General features: G+C 63.4%; 20 protein-coding genes. 16 read left to right on the top strand and 4 right to left on the bottom strand.

The window, feature by feature from the left end; all coding sequences use genetic code 11:
- Window positions 1-111: 111 nt before the first annotated feature.
- The 12 genes from NDN16_RS03000 to NDN16_RS02945 all read left to right on the top strand — a co-directional run bounded on the left by NDN16_RS03000 (window position 112) and on the right by NDN16_RS02945 (window position 10,946).
- Window positions 112-1,086 carry a Bug family tripartite tricarboxylate transporter substrate binding protein gene (locus NDN16_RS03000; RefSeq protein ID WP_251112149.1) on the top strand — a complete coding sequence of 325 codons (975 nt, stop codon included), beginning with the start codon at window positions 112-114 and terminating at the stop codon, window positions 1,084-1,086.
- Window positions 1,087-1,123: 37 nt separating this feature from the next.
- Entirely contained in the window at window positions 1,124-2,164 is a 1,041-nt protein-coding gene (locus tag NDN16_RS02995) for an Ldh family oxidoreductase (protein ID WP_251112148.1), read from the top strand.
- Window positions 2,165-2,212: 48 nt separating this feature from the next.
- Window positions 2,213-2,674 (top strand): tripartite tricarboxylate transporter TctB family protein, encoded by a 462-nt coding sequence (locus NDN16_RS02990; protein ID WP_251112147.1) that lies wholly within the window; start codon window positions 2,213-2,215, stop codon window positions 2,672-2,674.
- A 4-nt stretch (window positions 2,675-2,678) separates the two neighbouring features.
- The gene (locus NDN16_RS02985) at window positions 2,679-4,184 is read left to right on the top strand and encodes a tripartite tricarboxylate transporter permease (protein ID WP_251112146.1); all 1,506 of its coding nucleotides are present in this window, start codon (window positions 2,679-2,681) and stop codon (window positions 4,182-4,184) included.
- 83 nt (window positions 4,185-4,267) lie between these two features.
- On the top strand, window positions 4,268-5,008 hold the full coding sequence (modA, locus tag NDN16_RS02980; protein WP_251112145.1) for a molybdate ABC transporter substrate-binding protein: 741 nt from the start codon (window positions 4,268-4,270) through the stop codon (window positions 5,006-5,008).
- Window positions 5,009-5,086: 78 nt separating this feature from the next.
- Entirely contained in the window at window positions 5,087-5,752 is a 666-nt protein-coding gene (modB, locus tag NDN16_RS02975) for a molybdate ABC transporter permease subunit (protein ID WP_251112144.1), read from the top strand.
- Window positions 5,752-6,831 carry a molybdenum ABC transporter ATP-binding protein gene (gene modC, locus NDN16_RS02970; protein ID WP_251112143.1) on the top strand — a complete coding sequence of 360 codons (1,080 nt, stop codon included), beginning with the start codon at window positions 5,752-5,754 and terminating at the stop codon, window positions 6,829-6,831. The genes modB and modC overlap by 1 nt, the downstream gene beginning before the upstream one ends.
- Window positions 6,832-6,904: 73 nt before the next feature.
- Window positions 6,905-7,249, top strand: coding sequence for a winged helix-turn-helix domain-containing protein (locus NDN16_RS02965; RefSeq protein ID WP_251112142.1), 345 nt, complete (start codon window positions 6,905-6,907; stop codon window positions 7,247-7,249).
- 59 nt (window positions 7,250-7,308) lie between these two features.
- The gene (locus NDN16_RS02960; RefSeq protein WP_251112141.1) at window positions 7,309-7,848 is read left to right on the top strand and encodes a sigma-70 family RNA polymerase sigma factor; all 540 of its coding nucleotides are present in this window, start codon (window positions 7,309-7,311) and stop codon (window positions 7,846-7,848) included.
- On the top strand, window positions 7,838-8,614 hold the full coding sequence (locus tag NDN16_RS02955) for an anti-sigma factor (protein ID WP_251112140.1): 777 nt from the start codon (window positions 7,838-7,840) through the stop codon (window positions 8,612-8,614). The genes NDN16_RS02960 and NDN16_RS02955 overlap by 11 nt, the downstream gene beginning before the upstream one ends.
- Before the next feature lie 22 nt (window positions 8,615-8,636).
- Window positions 8,637-9,293 (top strand): DedA family protein, encoded by a 657-nt coding sequence (locus tag NDN16_RS02950; protein ID WP_251112139.1) that lies wholly within the window; start codon window positions 8,637-8,639, stop codon window positions 9,291-9,293.
- Between the two features lie 51 nt (window positions 9,294-9,344).
- Window positions 9,345-10,946, top strand: coding sequence for a TerC family protein (locus tag NDN16_RS02945; RefSeq protein WP_251112138.1), 1,602 nt, complete (start codon window positions 9,345-9,347; stop codon window positions 10,944-10,946).
- Here the strand turns inward: NDN16_RS02945 and NDN16_RS02940 are convergent.
- The 4 genes from NDN16_RS02940 to NDN16_RS02925 form a co-directional block, all read right to left on the bottom strand.
- Window positions 10,920-11,990: an SDR family oxidoreductase gene (locus tag NDN16_RS02940; RefSeq protein WP_251112137.1), complete on the bottom strand. Its 1,071-nt coding sequence runs from the start codon at window positions 11,988-11,990 to the stop codon at window positions 10,920-10,922. The two genes, NDN16_RS02945 and NDN16_RS02940, sit on opposite strands and share 27 nt — an antisense overlap.
- A gap of 18 nt (window positions 11,991-12,008) precedes the next feature.
- On the bottom strand, window positions 12,009-12,443 hold the full coding sequence (locus NDN16_RS02935; RefSeq protein WP_251112136.1) for a pyridoxamine 5'-phosphate oxidase family protein: 435 nt from the start codon (window positions 12,441-12,443) through the stop codon (window positions 12,009-12,011).
- A gap of 46 nt (window positions 12,444-12,489) precedes the next feature.
- Window positions 12,490-12,795: a DUF982 domain-containing protein gene (locus NDN16_RS02930; protein ID WP_251112135.1), complete on the bottom strand. Its 306-nt coding sequence runs from the start codon at window positions 12,793-12,795 to the stop codon at window positions 12,490-12,492.
- A gap of 120 nt (window positions 12,796-12,915) precedes the next feature.
- Window positions 12,916-14,253: a serine hydrolase domain-containing protein gene (locus tag NDN16_RS02925; protein WP_251112134.1), complete on the bottom strand. Its 1,338-nt coding sequence runs from the start codon at window positions 14,251-14,253 to the stop codon at window positions 12,916-12,918.
- A gap of 233 nt (window positions 14,254-14,486) precedes the next feature.
- Between NDN16_RS02925 and NDN16_RS02920 the strand changes: the two genes are divergently transcribed.
- From NDN16_RS02920 to NDN16_RS02905, 4 genes are read left to right on the top strand one after another with little or no spacing between them, the layout of a single operon-like run.
- Window positions 14,487-15,455 carry a Bug family tripartite tricarboxylate transporter substrate binding protein gene (locus tag NDN16_RS02920; RefSeq protein ID WP_251112133.1) on the top strand — a complete coding sequence of 323 codons (969 nt, stop codon included), beginning with the start codon at window positions 14,487-14,489 and terminating at the stop codon, window positions 15,453-15,455.
- Window positions 15,456-15,507: 52 nt separating this feature from the next.
- Window positions 15,508-16,185 carry a GntR family transcriptional regulator gene (locus NDN16_RS02915; protein WP_251112132.1) on the top strand — a complete coding sequence of 226 codons (678 nt, stop codon included), beginning with the start codon at window positions 15,508-15,510 and terminating at the stop codon, window positions 16,183-16,185.
- A gap of 23 nt (window positions 16,186-16,208) precedes the next feature.
- Window positions 16,209-16,601, top strand: coding sequence for a 4-carboxymuconolactone decarboxylase (pcaC, locus tag NDN16_RS02910; RefSeq protein ID WP_251112131.1), 393 nt, complete (start codon window positions 16,209-16,211; stop codon window positions 16,599-16,601).
- Complete coding sequence (locus NDN16_RS02905) at window positions 16,598-17,479, top strand: NAD(P)-dependent oxidoreductase (protein ID WP_251112130.1); 882 nt, start codon at window positions 16,598-16,600, stop codon at window positions 17,477-17,479. Before pcaC ends, NDN16_RS02905 begins: the two co-directional genes overlap by 4 nt.
- Window positions 17,480-17,499 lie beyond the last annotated feature (20 nt).

The following is a 17,499-nucleotide window of genomic DNA, read 5'->3' as shown; positions in this document are numbered from 1 at the left end:
AGTAATGATGTTTTCGATCGCACGACTGACCGGTCGCGCGTCATAGCGGGAGGAACTTCAATGACATCATCCGGCCAATCGAATTCGAAGCGCAGGCCTCGGTGGTGGCCTGTGCGCAATGCCAGTCTGGCGCTCGCGACACTTGCCCTCTCGTTGGCCGGGCCCGTCGCGGCACACGCCCAGGGCTGGGAGCCGAACGATACCATCAGGCTCGTCGTTCCGTACGGCCCGGGAGGCAGTTCCGACATCATCGCCCGTACCGTGGCGGCGGAGATGTCGAAGGACCTCGGCCATCAGGTCGTTGTGGAAAACCTGGCCGGCGCCGCCGGCGTGGTGGCCATGCAGGATGTGGCAGGCGCCAAGCCCGACGGCCAGACGATCGTTCTGGGCCATGTTGGAACCTTGGCCGTCAATCCGGCGATGCTGGAGAACCTGCCCTACGATGTGGCCAAGGATTTTACCCCGGTTACCCTGATGACGCGGGTGCCCATGTTGTTCGTCGTCAATTCCGAGGTCGATGCCGCTACGCTGCCCAAATTCATCGAACTGGCGAAGGCCAACCCCGGGACGCTCAACTATGGGTCCGCCGGCAACGGCAGCGCTGGCCACCTGGCATTCGAACAACTCAAGCTGGCGGCCGGGATCGACGTTCAGCATATCCCCTACAAGGGCACAGGCGCGCAGATCACCGACCTTCTCGCAGGTCGCACGGACGCCGCATCCGCAGGGGTGCCTCCATTCCTGCCGCATCTCAAGTCCGGCGCGCTGCGCGCTCTCGCGGTTGGTTCGGCCGAGAGGATTCCGCTACTGCCGAATGTGCCCACAGTTGCCGAGACCGGGTATCCGGGCTTCGAAAGCTCGCAATGGTTCGGCCTGCTGGTCCCATCGGGCACCCCACAGGCGGCGATCGATCGCCTTAACCGGTCCGCGGTCGAGGCTCTGCGAAAGCCCGCCGTGATCGCGCGGCTGAACGAGGACGCCAGCGTCGCGGTCGGTTCGACCCCGGCTGAATTCGCGGACTTCATCGAAGCCGAAAGCGCCCGCTGGGGCGATATCGTTCGCAAGGCCAACCTGCACGCGGAATAGCACGGCCATGTCATCATCCGGAAAGCGAGTTCGCCCTATGGAAAATCAAAATGAAAAGACCGTCGTCGCGGAGGCGGAATTGCAACGCGCCGCGACGGACACCCTCATCGCACTCGGTCTCGGTGAAGTCGATGCAAGCGACACCGCTCGCATCCTCGTTCTTGCGGACCTGTTCGGCGTCTCCACGCACGGCACGAGCCGCATCCAGTCCTACGGCGAGCGCCTGGCGCTCGGCGGGATCGCGGCAAGGCCGGATATCCGCATCGAGCGGGTTGCACCCGGCATAGCAAGGGTCGACGGAGACAACGGCGTCGGTCCACTCGTAGGGCAACATTCCTTGCGGGCAGCGATGGACCTTGCACGGGAAAACGGGATCGGTATCGCCCTTGCCCGTGGCAGCAACCATTTCGGGCCGGTCGGGCCGTATTGTTACGTTGCGGCCGAGTCTGGTTTCGCAAGCTTCATCGGCAGCAATGCCACGACAACCATCGCTCCCTGGGGCGGTCGCGAAGCACGCCTGGGCAACAGTCCCATCGGCTTTGGCATTCCCAATCCGGGCGGCTCGCCGATCATCCTGGATATGGCGATGAGCGTCGTCGCCCGCGCCAAGATACGCAACGCTGCAAAGCAGGGCAGGGCCATCCCGTCCGACTGGGCCACGAACCGCGCCGGCGTTGCGACGGAGGATCCCAACGAGGCGCTGGACGGCTTCCTTCAGCCCATCGGCGGTCACAAGGGATACGGACTTGCCCTGATCGTGGATCTCCTTGCCGGCGTTCTGTCGGATGCGGCTTACCTGTCCCATGTGCGATCATGGGTGGATACGCCGGACCAGCCGCAGAACCTCGGGCATTTCTTCATTCTCCTGGATACAAGCCGCCTCGGCTCGGCATCATGGCTGGCAGCCCGTGTCCGGGATTTTTCCGACATCATCCACTCCACCCCTTCGGTCGGCCCTGAAAACCCGGTCCTCCTGCCCGGAGAGATCGAGCTGACCAACCTCGCACGCCAGCGCCGCCATGGGATCTCGATCGACAGCGAAACGATGAAGTTCCTGTCGCGATATGCGGGCGCTTGAGAGGGGTCGAGGCGCGAAAAAGACAAGGCACGACGGGAGGATTTGATCATGCCGACGATACGAGCCGGAAAAGATTTTTGGGCTGGCGTTCTCTACGCCGCATTCGGTGCTCTGGCCCTTGTGGTCGCTCGCGACTACCCGGTCGGCACGACCGCAAGGATGGGGCCGGGATACTTTCCGGCGATGCTGGGTACGGTGCTTGCCGTGTTCGGCCTGGCGGCGATCGTGCGCTCACTCCTGCGGGACGGCGAGCGCGTGGGAAAACTCGCCTGGATGCCGATGGGCCTTGTGACGACAGGGGTCGTCGCCTTCGCGTGGCTGCTGCCGCGTCTCGGCCTGCCCTTGTCGCTTGTGTTCCTCCTGCTCGTTCCGGCTTCGGCCAGCGGGCATTTCCGGCTGGGCCTGAAGCCGCTGCTGCTCATGGCCATCCTGATCTCCTTCTGCACCCTTCTGTTCGTCGAGGCGCTCGGCGTTCCCATGCCCCTCGTCGGCAACTGGGTGAAGGGGTGACCCTATGGACATTCTCACCAATCTCGAACTCGGCCTTGTCACGGCATTCAGTCTCGACAACCTCTTCTATTGTTTTGTCGGCGTCCTGCTCGGAACCGCGATCGGCGTTCTTCCCGGTCTGGGTCCCCTCACCACGATCGCGATCCTGCTGCCGCTCACCTTCGACCTGCCGCCGGTCGCTTCTCTCATAATGCTGGCCGGCATCTACTACGGCGCGCAGTACGGTGGGTCGACAACCGCCATCCTTGTCAACTTGCCGGGTGAGTCCGCCTCAGTCGTAACGGCGCTGGATGGATACAAGCTCGCTCTCAAGGGCAAGGCCGGGCTGGCGCTCGCGACCGCCGCGATCGGCTCATTCGTCGCCGGCACCATCGCAACGGTGCTGGTGGCCCTGTTCGCGCCGCCTCTGACTACGGTTGCCCTGCAATTCGGCCCCGCCGAATACTTTTCGCTGATGGTTCTCGGTCTCGTCGCGTCTGTCGTGCTGGCGCATGGATCTCTTCTGCATGCGCTGGGAATGATCGTGCTTGGACTGCTGTTCGGCGTCATTGGAACGGACGTCAACACGGGGCTCCCGCGGTTCACGTTCGGCTTCACCTATCTTGCTGACGGCGTCAATTTCGTGATCGTGGCGATGGGCCTTTTCGGCATCGGCGAAATCGTCGCAAACCTTCAGAACGAATCTTCCCGGACGCTGTTGACCAGGAATGTCACGGGGCTGATGCCGACGCGCCAGGAACTCAAGCGCATCTCCGCCCCGATCATGCGGGGAACAATCCTCGGCTCCGTCCTCGGAATCCTTCCGGGCGGCGGCGCCATGCTCGCCTCCTTCGCATCCTATGCCTTCGAGAAGCGGATCTCGCGCCATCCCGAAGAGTTCGGGAACGGCGCGATCGAAGGGGTCGCAGGTCCGGAATCTGCCAATAACGCCGGCGCGCAGACGTCCTTCATTCCGATGCTGACGCTCGGTATTCCCTCGAACCCGGTCATGGCGCTGATGATCGGCGCACTCATTATCCAGGGCATACAGCCCGGTCCTTCGGTGATTACCGAGCAGCCGGCGCTGTTCTGGGGCCTGATCGTCTCCATGTGGATCGGCAACCTGATGCTTCTCGTGCTCAACCTGCCTCTCATCGGGATATGGGTTCGCCTGATCTCGGTTCCGTACCACTATCTGTTCCCGATGATCCTGGCATTCTGCGCGATCGGCGTCTTCAGCCTGCATAACGCGACATTCGACATCTACGTGATGGCCGTGTTCGGCGTGCTCGGCTACGTCTTCCGCAAGCTCGACTGCGAACCCGCCCCGCTTTTGCTGGGCTTCGTCCTTGGACCGATGATGGAGGAAAACCTGCGACGGGCCATGTTGCTCTCACGCGGCGACGCCACCGTGTTCGTAACCCAGCCGATCAGCGCGGTCATGCTGGCCGCCGCCGCTATTCTGCTGCTGATCGTGATCCTGCCCTCCGTGCGCCGGACCCGGGAGGTTGCGTTCCAGGAAGAGGAGTAGAGCGACGAGGACGCCTACTTGCACTCGGACAGCGCCCCCGGTAGGTTCAGGCAATATATCCACTTGGCTATATCGGGGGGCCTATGTATCGAGTGCTGATCGCCATCTTCGCCGGAGCAGCGTTCTCCGCCTCGGCGCAGGCGGAGACCGTCAATGTCGCGGTAGCGGCAAATTTCACCGATGCGGCCAACGACATCGCCGCCGCCTTCGCCAATGCCACCGGGCACGATGCGACGCTGTCCTTCGGTGCGACCGGGCAGTTCTACACACAGATCACACAGGGGGCGCCGTTCGAGGTGTTCCTGGCGGCGGACGACGAGCGGCCGACGCTGGCCGTGCAGGAGGGCTACGGCGTCGACGGAACGGTCTTCACCTACGCAATCGGCCAGCTCGTGCTTTATTCCGCCGAGGCCGGGAAGGTTACGGGGCCGGAGACGCTGAAAGGGGAGGATTTCCGCCAGATCGCGATCGCCAACCCGGAGACGGCGCCCTATGGAGCCGCCGCCGTCGAAACGATGAAGGCGCTGGACGTCTACGACAGCCTGATGCCGAAGATCGTCCAGGGGCAGAATATAGGTCAGGCCTATCAGTTCGTGGAAACCGGAAACGCCGAGGTCGGCTTCGTCGCGCTCGGCCAGGTATCGCAGACGGATGCCGGGTCCCGATGGGTTGTCCCGCAGGATCTCTACCAGCCGATCAGGCAGGATGCCGTTCTTCTGAAGACGGGTGAGGGCAATCCCGCGGCAACAGCCTTCCTGGAGTTCCTGAAAAGTGGCGAAGCCGGCGCGATCATCGAGAAGTACGGCTACGCCCTTGCGCGATGAAGCAGGATCAGACTGCGGGTATGCTTCGTACGGCATACCCGATCCCATCGCGAAAGGGGGAAGGCTCTGTCCAGCGAATTGTGGTCGCCGATCAGGCTAACCCTTGAACTTGCCGCCATTTCGACTTTCGTTCTGCTGATCGTCGGAACGCCGATCGCCTGGTGGCTTGCATGGTCGCGCTCGCGGTGGCGGGAAGTGGTCGCCACGATCGTCGCCCTGCCGCTCGTTCTGCCGCCGACCGTCCTTGGCTTCTATCTGCTGGTCGCCCTGGGGCCGTCCGGTCTCGGCGGTTGGTTCGGCGGGCTCGTCGGCCTGCGGACGTTCGCCTTTACATTCGAGGGCCTCGTTTTCGGTTCGGTCATCTATTCCATGCCCTTCGTGGTCCAGCCCATCCGCAACGCGTTCGAGGCGGTCGGGGCGCGTCCGCTTGAGGTGGCGGCGACGCTCGGCGCATCGCCCTGGGACAGGTTCTTCACCATTGCCGTGCCGTTGGCGATTCCCGGTTTCCTGACGGCGGCGGTGCTGGGCTTCGCCCATACGGTCGGAGAGTTCGGCGTCATCCTCATGATCGGCGGCAACATTCCGGGCGAGACGAAGGTTCTTTCGGTCGCGATCTACGACTTCGTCGAGACATTGCGCTGGCGCGAGGCCCATATCCTGTCCGGAGGAATGCTCGTCTTCTCTTTCCTGGTGATCCTTTCGGTATCCCTGATCGCCCGCCGTGCCGGGCGGAGGGTCTATTGATGGACGACAGGATCGTCGCAGCGCTGGCCGGTCGTCTCGGCAGCTTCACGCTGGACGTGGATTTCGCCCTGCCCATGCACGGAATATCGGCACTCTTCGGTCCGTCCGGCTGCGGCAAGACGACGATCCTGCGATGTATCGCGGGGTTGAACCGGCTGGCGGGCGCGGTCCGTGTCGGGCCCGATCTCTGGCAGGACGGCCAGAGCTTCGTTCCGACACACAGGCGGCCGATCGGCTATGTCTTCCAGGAAGCGAGCCTGTTTCCCCACCTCAGCGTGCGCCAGAACCTAGTCTATGGTGCGAAGCGATCGAAACGCGCTCGGCATTCCATCGCGTTCGACGAGGTGGTCGCACTCCTCGGCCTTGCGCCGCTGATGGAGCGCGCCCCCACGCATTTGTCGGGCGGCGAAAGGCAGCGCGTCTCGCTCGGGCGCGCCCTCTTGCGTCAACCCAGCCTGCTTTTGATGGACGAGCCCTTGTCGGCGCTGGACAGGACGGCAAAGGAAGAGATCCTGCCGTACTTCGAAGCGCTGCATGCCAATCTCAGGATTCCGATGATCCTGGTCACCCACGATATGTCCGAGGTGGAGCGTCTGGCGGACCATCTCGTGCTTCTGCGGGACGGACGGGTCGTCTCCGGCGGGCCGCTGGAGGACGCATTGTCAGATCCGGCATCGCCGCTGGCGGCCAAAGCGGATTTCGCCTCGGTCCTGATCGGGCGCGTGCAGGCCATCGAGGCCGACGGAATTGCGGCTGTCGACGTCGGTGGTGCGACGATCCGGACGGTCGGCAGGGCGGCCGAGGCCGGCATGACCGTGCGCGTCCGCGTCGCTGCCGGCGATGTGTCCATCGTCAGGAGCCCGGCGAAAGATACGAGCATCCTGAACGCGCTGCCTGCAAGGGTGGTCGGAATAGATCCGATCGGCGAGTTCGAGCGCAGCATCCGGCTGCAGCTCGATCCCGGTGGCGCTTTCATCCGGTCGCGCATCACTGCGCGCTCCGTCAAAGCGTTGAACCTGTCTGTCGGCGAAGCGGTATTCGCCCAGGTGAAAAGCGTATCCATAGTCGCGTCGCGCTGACCATATGCTAAGGATCGGGCTTTCCGCGCAGACGTTGGGCGTCGGCCGGAACCGACGATCGTGGAGCATTCGCATGGAGAGGTTCAGTCTCCGCATCTATTTCAACGGCAGGTCGCTCGGCCCGGGCAAGGTGGAGTTGCTGGAGCGGATCGCCGAATACGGCTCCATCGCCGCCGCCGGGCGGTCGATGGGAATGTCCTACAAGCGCGCCTGGATGCTCGTGGCCGAGGCGGACGAGCTGTTCGGCAAGCCGACGGTCGAGAAGCAGCATGGCGGCCACCAGGGCGGTGGCGCCCGCTTGTCGAAGCTCGGGCAAGCCATCGTCAGGGAGTATAGAACCGCGCAGGCCCTGACGGAGAAGGCGATCGCGCAACCCATGAGCAGCATCATGAACGAGGCGCGTGCCGGCGAAGGCTGACAGCCGATATAAAAGTCGGGCGCAATGGATGGATCCGGCGTCTCGAGCGTATACCCGACATGAACAAACCTGGACGTGACATCGACATCGTCGGACTGCTTGGCCCGTTGCGTCGATACGCACGGTCGTTGACGCGCAATCCGGACGACGCGGAAGACCTCGTGCACGACACCCTGCTGCGCGCCGTCGAAAAGCGCGACCAGTTTAAGGCGGGGCAGGAGCTTCGCCCCTGGCTCATGTCAATCCTTCACAACCGGTTCGTCGATGGAACACGGCGGCGTCGGGCGGATCGGATACGCGACGATGCGCTCGCCCTGGCCGCGGTGGCCACAGTGGATGGCAGCCAGGAGATATCCGCCCGTCTTCACGATGTGCGACGCGCTTTCCTGTCGCTGCCCGACGAGCAGCGTGCCGCATTGCACCTGGTTACGGTGGAGGAGCTCAGCTACGACGAGGCTGCCGAAACCCTGGGGGTTCCCGTAGGGACGCTGGTCTCGAGGCTATCGCGCGGTCGTGCGCGCCTTCGCGAGCTCGAAGACGGACTGCCCGAAGCACGCATAGTGCCGTTTCGTACAAGGGGTGTACGCGATGCGAACTGATCCCGATCCCATCACCGAATTCGACCTTGCCGCGTATGTCGACGACCAGCTTCCCGTCCACCGGCGGATCGCCGTGGAAGCGCATCTGGCGGAGCACCCCGGCGAAGCGGCAGAGATGATGGCCGCCCTGCGTCTTCGCGACGAGCTGCGCGTCGCGCTATCTGCGGCGACGCCGCCGTCCGGCACCCGTACGGACGCTCTGGCGAGGCACCTGCAACGGGCGCTCGGACGCGGTGGCGCCGTCAGGCAACTGCCGCGCGTGGCGGCCCTTGCCCTGATGCTCGGCGTCGGCTGGTTCGCGAGCGCCGAATTCAACGCGCTCGGAGTGCGCGAAAGCGTCGCCGCCGCGCCGCCACCGACATTCGTTGCGGATGCCGTCCGGTCGCATGCGACGAGCGCGCTTCGGGCGGCCATGATCTCGCAGATAGAAACCGCCGAATACGATCCGGCCGAAATACTCGCGGCCACCGCAATCCGGCTTCCGGCGCTTCCGGCGGACTGGGTCGTCCACGATGTGCAGGTCTATCCCTCCACGTTCGGCCCCAGTGTCGCCATGGCGCTGGGTTCTCCGGACCTGGGCGAAGTATCCCTGTTCGCCGTTCGGCCCGGCTCGTTCGACGTCATGCCGGTCGGCACCTTCGCCGCCGGCGAAGCCTCGGCCGCCTACTGGCAGCTCGGCGAGGTGGCCTATGCCCTGGTGACGATCGGCGGCGACGGCAGGAGGCTTCGGGACGAGGCCGATCGCATCGCCGACGGCTTGCGATGACGATCGAGGATTAGATCACTCTATGGAAAGCTTTCTTGCCGATCTCGGCGACTTCATCCAGACGCATCAAGCTTGGGCGATGCCTATCGTGCTGCTGATCTGCCTCGGCGAATCCCTGATCCTCGTCGGCCTGCTGATTCCGGCAACTGCGATCATGCTTCTCATAGGGGGCCTTGCCGGAGCGGGGATCATCGATCCCATCCCGGTCCTGGCCGGCGCGATTCTCGGTGCGATCATCGGTGACATCGCGTCCTATGCGATCGGGCGGTGGCTCGGGCCCAGCGTGGTCAACCGAAGACCCTTGAAACCATACCGGCACGCCATCGCACGCACGCGCCTGTTTTTCCGCAGATACGGTTTTGCCGCCGTCTTCATCGGCCGTTTCCTTGGGCCGATCCGCTCCACCGTTCCCCTGGTCGCCGGGATGATGGAAATGGGGCAGACGCGCTTCCAGGTCGCCAATGTCCTTTCGGCGCTGATCTGGGCGCCCGTGATGCTGGCGCCGGGCTATCTCGGAGGGCGCGGCGCAGGCGAGATCGGCGACGTAGCCGGGGAGGGCAGCCTCGGCATCGTCGGGCTCGTCCTCGTCGTCACCATCGTCGCCACCATCTGGTTCGGCAAACGCATCTTCACGGACCGGCGTCCGCGGCGTGTCCGTACGGGTCTCGACAGCGGCTGAGCCGGCACGGCATCGCTGCTTTCAATCCTCTCGCAAAGGGCCTTCGTCGTCATGGAATTTCTCGCAGATCCCCAGATATGGATCGGCCTCGTCACGTTGATCGTGCTCGAGGTCGTCCTGGGGATCGACAACCTGGTGTTCATTGCGATCCTTGCCGACAAGTTGCCGCCGCACCAGCGAAACCGCGCGCGGGTGATCGGACTGTCGCTCGCGCTGGTGATGCGCATCCTGCTGCTGTTTTCCATCTCGTGGATCGTCACGCTGACGCAGCCGCTGTTCACCGTGGCCGGCGGCTCGTTCTCGGGTCGGGACCTGATCCTGATTTTTGGCGGCGTATTCCTGCTGGCCAAGGGTACGATGGAGTTGCACGAGCGCCTGGAGGGTGCCTACAGGCCGAAGGAAGGCAAGGTGGCACATGCCGTGTTCTGGCAGGTCATCGCGCAGATCGTGGTTCTCGACGCGGTGTTCTCCCTCGACAGCGTCATCACGGCCGTCGGCATGGTGGACGAGTTGTGGGTAATGATCACGGCCGTGACGGTTGCAGTCACGGTGATGCTGGTAGCCTCGAAACCATTGATGGCCTTCGTATCCCGGCACCCGACCGTCGTCATCCTGTGTCTGGGCTTTCTCCTGATGATCGGCTTTTCGCTGGTGGTGGAAGGGTTCGGCTTCCATATTCCGAAGGGCTATCTTTACGCCGCCATCGGTTTTTCCGTCCTGATCGAGGCGGCCAACCAGTTCGGCCGGCGCAATCGGGAGAAGGTGGTCACCACCAACGACCTTCGCGAGCGCACGTCGCAGGCCGTCCTGCGGCTTCTCGGCGGACGCGCAGGCGACCAGGCATTGTCGGAGACGGTCGACGTCATCGCCGACAAGACAGCCGGCGGCGAGATCTTCAAGGCAGAAGAGAAGGAAATGATCCGCGGTGTCCTCGGCCTTGGCGACAGGCCGGTCGCGTCCATCATGAGTCCGCGCGGCGAGGTCGAGTGGCTCGACCTCGACGACGCGCCGGATGTCTCGAACTCCGACATCCGCGCGCTGACGCACAGCAGGGTCATCCTGTCGCGCGGGCAGGTGGACGAGTTCGTCGGGGTCGCGCTGGTCAAGGACCTGCTGCTGTCGCTCGCCGACGGGCGGCCGGTCGATTGGCCCCGGATGACGCGTCAGCCCGTCGTCGTCCACGACAGCAGCGATGTCCTGCGTGTCATGGAGCTATTGCGATCATCGCCTGTCCAACTGGCGATTATCGTCGACGAACATGGCTCCTTCCAGGGTATCGCAACCCCGACCGACATACTCGAGGCTATCGCAGGCGAGTTTCCGGACATGGACGAGAAGCCAGCCGCATTCGAATGGATGCCCGACGGCTCTCTTGAAGTGGACGGCTTCATCGATATCCGCCAGCTTTCGGGCATCCTCGACCGTTCGCTCGTCGACGAGGCCAATCGGTACTCCACCCTGGCCGGTTATGTCCTGACCCGCCTTGGACACATGCCCACCGAAGGAGAAACGCTGCAGGCCGACGACCTGACCTATATGGTGCTGTCGCGGCACGCCCGCTCTATCGGCAAGGTGCGGATCATCGGACTGCCGGCCAGGCATGGAACGCATCGGACGGCAGATGCGTCAGGGGATCAGGCGGCTTTCGCGTAGGTCCGCGAACAGGTCGTAGAACGCCTGATCGGTCGCCTGGTATCTCAGAAACCCGAGAGCGCGGCTTTTCGACATGTCGGTCACCACCTCGATGGGGCGGCCAAGGTCGGCGTCGGTGTGCCAGGGGGATACCAGCCGCGAGAGGTCGGGCTCTGCCAGTGCCTCCCGTTCGGCGATCTTGCGCCACAAAGCAGCATCGTCGCGCATCTGCTCTTCCAGGGGCAGCACGGTCCCGTCGAAGGGCGCCGCCGTCAGCCCGAACCATTCCGCGATCCGCTGCCACATCCACGACCAGCGAAAGATATCGCCGTCGACGATATTGAACGCCTGGTTGGCGGCGGCGGGCGTCTCGGTCGCCCAGACGATCTGGGCTGCAAGCTGGCGCGCATCGGTCATGTCGGTCAGGCCGTTCCATTGTGCGCTGGAGCCTGGAAAACGGAACGGACGGCCGATCTCCCGGCAGATCGTTGCATAGACGGCTAGCGTCGTACCCATGTTCATGGCGTTGCCGACGGCCTTGCCGATGACCGTATGCGGGCGGTGGACACTCCAGGTGAAGCCGTCGCGCGCCGCGGCGGTGAACAGCTCGTCCTCCTGCGCGTAATAGAAGTTCGCAACGTCGAGGCGGGCCTGCTCCTCTCGAAAGGGCGTTTGCGGCAGAGTGCCCTTTCCATAAGCCTCGAACGGGCCGAGGTAATGCTTGAGACCGGTCACAAGCGCCACGTGCCTGGCAGGGACACGACCGGAACTGGCAGAAAGACCGTCGAGCAGGTTCCGGACCATGGCCGAATTGACGGCGATATTCTCGGCTTCGGTCGACTGGCGCAGCCAGGTCGATATGACCACCGCATCTGGAGCGTGGCCGGCCAAAGCGTCGGCCGTCGCAGAGGCATCCAGGAGATCGGCTGAAATCGGCGTGACGCCCTCCACCTGGATATCGCGCCGCGCCAGGCCGAGGACGCTCCAGCCCCTTCCACGGAATGCATCGACCGCCGCATTGCCCACGATGCCGCTGGCACCGACAACGAGTGCCGTTTTCGTCATTCTATCACTCCAGGTAATTCAAAGGGCGATTGTGCCGTCGTCTTCGCCGTCCCAGTAGCGGATCGTACCCGCATGGACCTTGATCAGGATCATCCCCGGAGTGTCCGTTCCCTGGGGAAACCAGCGGTCGAGACCCTTGTGCCAATGCGCCTCGAACTCGGCCTTGTTCCTAACGAGATCCGCTTTCCCATCGACGGAAATGAAGATGCCGGGTCCGCCCAGAAGATGCTTCGCCCCGGCGAACGTCAACGTCACCGCATCGCTGGCTTCTATCTGACGTATCTTTGCAGTGTCCTCGTAAGCGAAGAACCAGGAATTGCCGTCATATTCGACATCCCCGTTATTGCTCATCGGGCGGCTCGTCATCGTAGCCTCGCCGTCACGCGTTACGAGCATGCAGAAGTCGATATCGGCCATCTTTCCGGAGATGTCGCCAAGCGTCATCGTTGCCATTGTTTCCTCCATGCCGGATCGCGATCCGTAGGCGCAAGGCCAAGTGTCACGCCTGGGCGGGTTTGCCGGCCGTCGAGCCGGACTGAGCAGCAAGGACGTTGTCGTTCAGCGCCGGCATCAGGATACCCGCGTCTTCGGCGAATGCGATGAAAGCCTCTCGGGCCGTTTCGGTATCGCCTCGGCCGTTGAGCGCCTGACGGCACGTGTTGATGCAGGCGAAATGTCCGGTGCGTCGGGACCGGTGTGGCCAATCGACCATCAGTTCGAAAGCATGGCGTATGTCGGCGACTTCCACCGGAACGCCGATACCGACCAGGACTGTCACCGGCTCGCGGAAAACACCCACTTTCATGATACGAAAACCTCATCGCGTAAACTCTTCCGTGGAGGTTACGCTGCAGCACACAAATCGTTCCCGAAGCGGTTGACCGGAAGCGATCGCCCGGAAACCGATCCTGGTCGCGGTACGGCATTATTCCATCTTGTCGCCCTGGAAGAGGTTCGATGTTGCGATCGGGCGAACGAAGCGATGGATCATCCCACTCGGGCTGACAGAGAAATATGCGATGACGAGGTCCTTCTCAGGCGACACGTACACCCCTTGGCTCATCAGCCCGCTTTTCCACATGTCCCCATCGGGCCAGACGGCATCCCACTGGCGGCTGTTGCTGATCATGGTGTCGTCGCGCAGTTGGTCGATGAAGATCGGACCATCGAAGCCGTTGCGGAAAAACTCCTTCGAGCGGACGCTTTTGCGGATGCGCGCGAGGATTTCGGGCGCAACCACGCGTTCGTTCGCCACCTTGTCCCAGCTCGGGGTATAAAGCATACCGAAACGCGCGAGGTCGCGAAGCCGGCTCGATACGATGCCGTGTGCGATTGCGGTGCCATCCGGCGTCGTATTGACCAGCAAAGGCCCTTCGGCGCCGAGCTTGGACCAGACATGTTTGTCGACAAACTGGGCCCAACGTTCACCGGTGACAGCCTCGGCCAGATAGACCAGCACTTGCGTCGTGGGTGAGCTGTACTCGAACTCCGTACCCGGCTCTGCTTGCTTTTGCACATCTCGCAGGACATCGATCAAGAGTTCCGTCTCGCCGTTATAAGGCATTCCGAACTCGGCGCGGTAGACGCGGACGGCGATCGAGTCCGGGTCGGCTTTCGTCTCTCTGTTCTCCTCAGAGTTCAGACCCGGCGTCATGTCCATGACGTCGCGAACCCTGACGTCTTCCCAGGCCGAGCCACGAAACTCCGGAACGTAGGAGCCGATCGTTCGGGTTTCGTCGATTCTGCCCTCGCTGATGAGCTTGTCGATCACCAATCCCGGCAGCGTCTTGGCAACGGACATCCACAAATGATGGTCTGTTGCCTGCATCCCCTGATAATTTTCATAGACGATCTCCCCCTTGTGCACGACGACGAACGCTTGTGCATTGCTTTCAGGGTGCGCCATGAACGCGTCGAGCGTGAGGAACCCCGAAGGCCCGGTGTCGGCCTCGATCTTCCCGATAGCCGGATCGAGCGCCGCGACAAGTTCGCGAGGCGGGTTGCGGTTCGGCACGATGGCTGTCGGCAGCGCCTCCGATATGCGCAGGTTGAGCCACACGGATACATCGCCGACTGCCAGCCATGCGGCCAGGTCACGCTCGGCAAGCGCTTCCTTCGACTGTTCGAGCGTAAATCCATCCTTGAACGAGACAATCGGGCTTCGATCTGTGGTGCTCTGCGCGGCTGCGCTTCCTGTCGCAAGAATGGCGCAAAGGCTGGCCGCCAGGATGTCCGGCCGCTTCCTGTTTTTCGTCCGCTCCATGACACTACCCTCCCGAAACTTGAATGCTCCAAGCCATGATAGGGCAACGGCAGCCTACGGGTATCGGCGCTTCGATTTGCCACAATCGAGACGCGATCGATCGATGCGCTCTTCGATCGCGATTGCGATGTCTTTTCCCGCTGCCACCTCCCCACTCAAACCACGCAATCGCAAGCCCTTGCACATTGTATGACAATATGATTGTAATCTTGTCCGCATATGGGAGGATTACTATGCGCATCGTTCTCGCACTCGGCTTGGCCATCTCGATAACGGGGGCGGCGCTCGCCCAGGATCAGTTTCCGAAGGGACCGATCAAAATGGTCGTTCCGTTCCCGCCCGGCGGGACGACGGACGTTCTGGCTCGGATAGTAGCTCCTGCGATGGCGGCGCATCTCGGCCAGAACGTTCTCGTCGAGAATGTTGGCGGAGCCGGCGGTCGAATCGGTACCTTGCAGGTCATTCGCTCCGACCCCGACGGCCAGACGATCACGTTCGGCAACATGGGCCCAATGGCCGCCGCCATGGGCGTCTTCGACGACATGGACTACGACCCCCGAACGGATCTCGTTCCGGTCGGTCTCGTGGCCGACGTTCCCATGGTCCTTGCAACCAGCAAGGCGAGCGGAATCGAGACGCTCGACGCATTCATCGAGAAGCTCCGGGCGGACGGCGAGGCCGTCAATTTCGGCACCGGCGGGATCGGCGCGACGTCGGATCTTGCCCCGGCTCTTCTACTTTCACTGACGGGACTCTCGGGGACCCGTGTTCCCTACCAAGGGGCCGGACCGGCTATCGTTGACCTTCAGGCCGGAATGATGGACGCGGTCATCGATCAGACGGTGACGATGATACCGATCGAGCTCGGCGACCAGGGAACCGCACTCGCCGTCTCCGGGAGCCAGCGCCAGCCTCAGATCCCTGACGTCCCGACGTTCGCGGAAGCCGGTATCCCCGAGTTCGACATGACGGTCTGGAACGCGATCGCCGTGCCGCCGGGGACACCCGATGCCGTGATTGCGAAGATCGCCGAAGCGATCGACGTCGCGCTCGACGACGAGACCGTGCAAGCTCGGTTCGAGCAGCTCGGCGTTCCCATCCCAGATGAGGACGCGCGCGGTCCGGAGGCCCTGAAGGCGCTCATATCGAGCGAGGTCGAACGTTGGGAAACGATCCTCGCGAATGAGGACGTTGCACAGTAAACTGGGACACGATGGCGTTCCGCGCCGCCTGACCCAGCCCCCAAGGAGTACAATGACCCCGACCGCAAGCCATATCCTGAACCGCGACGACCTGACTCTTGGCGGACGACTGGTATCGAGCCTTCGTGAAGCCATTCTGGGCGGTGCTCTGCCGCCCGGTCGGCATCTGAAGGATCGTGAGCTGTGCGAAATGTTCGGTGTAAGCCGCACGCTGGTGCGGGAGGCGGTTCAAAAGCTCGCGGCCGAGGAATTGATCGAGTACGTGCCGCACAAGGGACCGACCGTAGCGACGCTTGATCGACGCACCGTCGCCGAACTCTACCGCGTGCGCGGCGTCCTCGAAGGATTGGCCTGCGCCGAGTTTGCGCAGAATGCGAGCGCGCAGGGTTGCGCGGACCTGTCCGCCGTCGTCGACGCGCTGGCAGGACTCCGAGCAGAGGACGGCGAAGAAACCGCTGTGCGTCTGAAGAACGAGTTCTATCGCTGCCTCTTCGAGCACTGCGGCAACAAGGTCGTCGGGCAGACCTTCACCCTGCTCAACAACCGGATAACGCAGATGCGCCGTTTGACCTTGTCGCGACCGGGACGACTGGTCGAGACGATCCGCGAAATGGCGGAGATCCGGGACGCTCTGCTCCGGCGCGACGCTGACGAAGCGCGGCGGCTCGCCGAAGAACACGTACGGAAGGCGGCCCTCGTGGCGGACCGCCACTTCGACGCACTCACCTAACCCACACAACGGAAGGAAAACGTATGGACGAGGCGACCTACAACAAGGGCATGAAGATCCGGCGCGAGACGCTCGGGGACGCCTATGTCGACCGCGCGACGGCGAAGGTCGACGACTTCACCGAAGACTTCCAGAAGCTCGTGACCACCTACTGCTGGGGCGAGATCTGGGGCCGCGACGGCCTGGAGCGCAAGACGCGCTCGATCATCAACATCGCGATGATCGCGACGCTCAACCGCCAGCACGAGCTCTCGGCACACGTTCGGGGCGCTCTGACGAATGGTGTCACGAAGGAGGAAATCCGAGAAATCCTTCTACAGGTCGGGGTCTATGCCGGCGTTCCCGCGATGGTCGACAGCTTCCGGATTGCTCGCGAGACCTTCGAGAAGATCGAGAGCGAAGGTCGATCGGCATGACCGCCCCGCTCGGTTTCGTCGGCCTCGGCATGATGGGCGCACCGATGGTGCGCCGCCTGGCGGGGGCCGGACAGGCGCTCGCCCTGTTCGATACCGATGGCGAGAAGGCGACGGCGCTCGCGGTCGAGGTCGGGGCCGTGGCTCATACCTCGCTCGCTTCGCTCGCAGCCGAATGCGACGTCGTGATCACCATGCTCCCGAACTCGACGATCGTGCGCTCGGTCGTCCTCGACGGCGCGGACAGTCTCGGCGCGGCGGTGCGCCGGGACCTTGTGATCGTGGATATGAGCTCCTCTGATCCCCTGGCGACGCGCGAGCTCGGCGCGGCGTTGACGCAGCGGTCCTGGACGGTGCTCGACGCTCCCGTTTCCGGCGGCGTTCGCAAGGCCGTCGCGGGGACGCTGGCGATCATGCTTGGCGGCGACGATCCGGTTGCACTCGATCGGGTCGAGCTGCTGCTCGCGCCCATCGGAACAGTGGTGCGCACCGGGCCGCTCGGTTCCGGGCACGCGGCCAAGGCGTTGAACAACTACGTTTCGGCAGTGGGCCTGGCGGCCGCATGCGAGGCCATTCATGTAGGACGCGCCTTCGGGCTCGATCCGAAGACCCTCGTCGATGTCCTGAACGTCTCCACCGGACGCAACAATTCCACCGAGAACAAGCTGAAGCAATTCGTTCTCAACGGAGCGTTCCGCGATGCCGGTTTCTCGCTCGAGCTGATGGCCAAGGACGTCGCGATCGCCAGCGCGCTTGCGGAAGGGCTTGATCTGAAAATGGACGGGATGTCGGCCGCCCGCGATCTGTGGAGCCGCGCTCACCAGACGCTCGGCCACGGCGCTGACCATACGGAGGTGTTCAAGATCGTCGATGGGCGCTGACCAACGGCCACCAGAGCCAT

Origin of the sequence: Aureimonas altamirensis (assembly GCF_023702225.1) — a bacterium.
In the GTDB taxonomy this organism is placed as follows: domain Bacteria; phylum Pseudomonadota; class Alphaproteobacteria; order Rhizobiales; family Rhizobiaceae; genus Aureimonas; species Aureimonas altamirensis_B.
This window is presented reverse-complemented; position numbering and strand designations above follow the sequence as displayed.

Bases quoted from the DNA above. Each gene is read 5' to 3' on its own strand.
- NDN16_RS02995 (WP_251112148.1), top strand. From the start codon at position 1,124: ATGGAAAATCAAAATGAAAAGACCGTCGTCGCGGAGGCGGAATTGCAA.
- NDN16_RS02990 (WP_251112147.1), top strand. From the start codon at position 2,213: ATGCCGACGATACGAGCCGGAAAAGATTTTTGGGCTGGCGTTCTCTAC.
- NDN16_RS02985 (WP_251112146.1), top strand. From the start codon at position 2,679: ATGGACATTCTCACCAATCTCGAACTCGGCCTTGTCACGGCATTCAGT.
- modA (WP_251112145.1), top strand. From the start codon at position 4,268: ATGTATCGAGTGCTGATCGCCATCTTCGCCGGAGCAGCGTTCTCCGCC.
- modC (WP_251112143.1), top strand. From the start codon at position 5,752: ATGGACGACAGGATCGTCGCAGCGCTGGCCGGTCGTCTCGGCAGCTTC.
- NDN16_RS02965 (WP_251112142.1), top strand. From the start codon at position 6,905: ATGGAGAGGTTCAGTCTCCGCATCTATTTCAACGGCAGGTCGCTCGGC.
- NDN16_RS02960 (WP_251112141.1), top strand. From the start codon at position 7,309: ATGAACAAACCTGGACGTGACATCGACATCGTCGGACTGCTTGGCCCG.
- NDN16_RS02955 (WP_251112140.1), top strand. From the start codon at position 7,838: ATGCGAACTGATCCCGATCCCATCACCGAATTCGACCTTGCCGCGTAT.
- NDN16_RS02950 (WP_251112139.1), top strand. From the start codon at position 8,637: ATGGAAAGCTTTCTTGCCGATCTCGGCGACTTCATCCAGACGCATCAA.
- NDN16_RS02945 (WP_251112138.1), top strand. From the start codon at position 9,345: ATGGAATTTCTCGCAGATCCCCAGATATGGATCGGCCTCGTCACGTTG.
- NDN16_RS02940 (WP_251112137.1), bottom strand. From the start codon at position 11,990: ATGACGAAAACGGCACTCGTTGTCGGTGCCAGCGGCATCGTGGGCAAT.
- NDN16_RS02935 (WP_251112136.1), bottom strand. From the start codon at position 12,443: ATGGCAACGATGACGCTTGGCGACATCTCCGGAAAGATGGCCGATATC.
- NDN16_RS02930 (WP_251112135.1), bottom strand. From the start codon at position 12,795: ATGAAAGTGGGTGTTTTCCGCGAGCCGGTGACAGTCCTGGTCGGTATC.
- NDN16_RS02925 (WP_251112134.1), bottom strand. From the start codon at position 14,253: ATGGAGCGGACGAAAAACAGGAAGCGGCCGGACATCCTGGCGGCCAGC.
- NDN16_RS02920 (WP_251112133.1), top strand. From the start codon at position 14,487: ATGCGCATCGTTCTCGCACTCGGCTTGGCCATCTCGATAACGGGGGCG.
- NDN16_RS02915 (WP_251112132.1), top strand. From the start codon at position 15,508: ATGACCCCGACCGCAAGCCATATCCTGAACCGCGACGACCTGACTCTT.
- pcaC (WP_251112131.1), top strand. From the start codon at position 16,209: ATGGACGAGGCGACCTACAACAAGGGCATGAAGATCCGGCGCGAGACG.
- NDN16_RS02905 (WP_251112130.1), top strand. From the start codon at position 16,598: ATGACCGCCCCGCTCGGTTTCGTCGGCCTCGGCATGATGGGCGCACCG.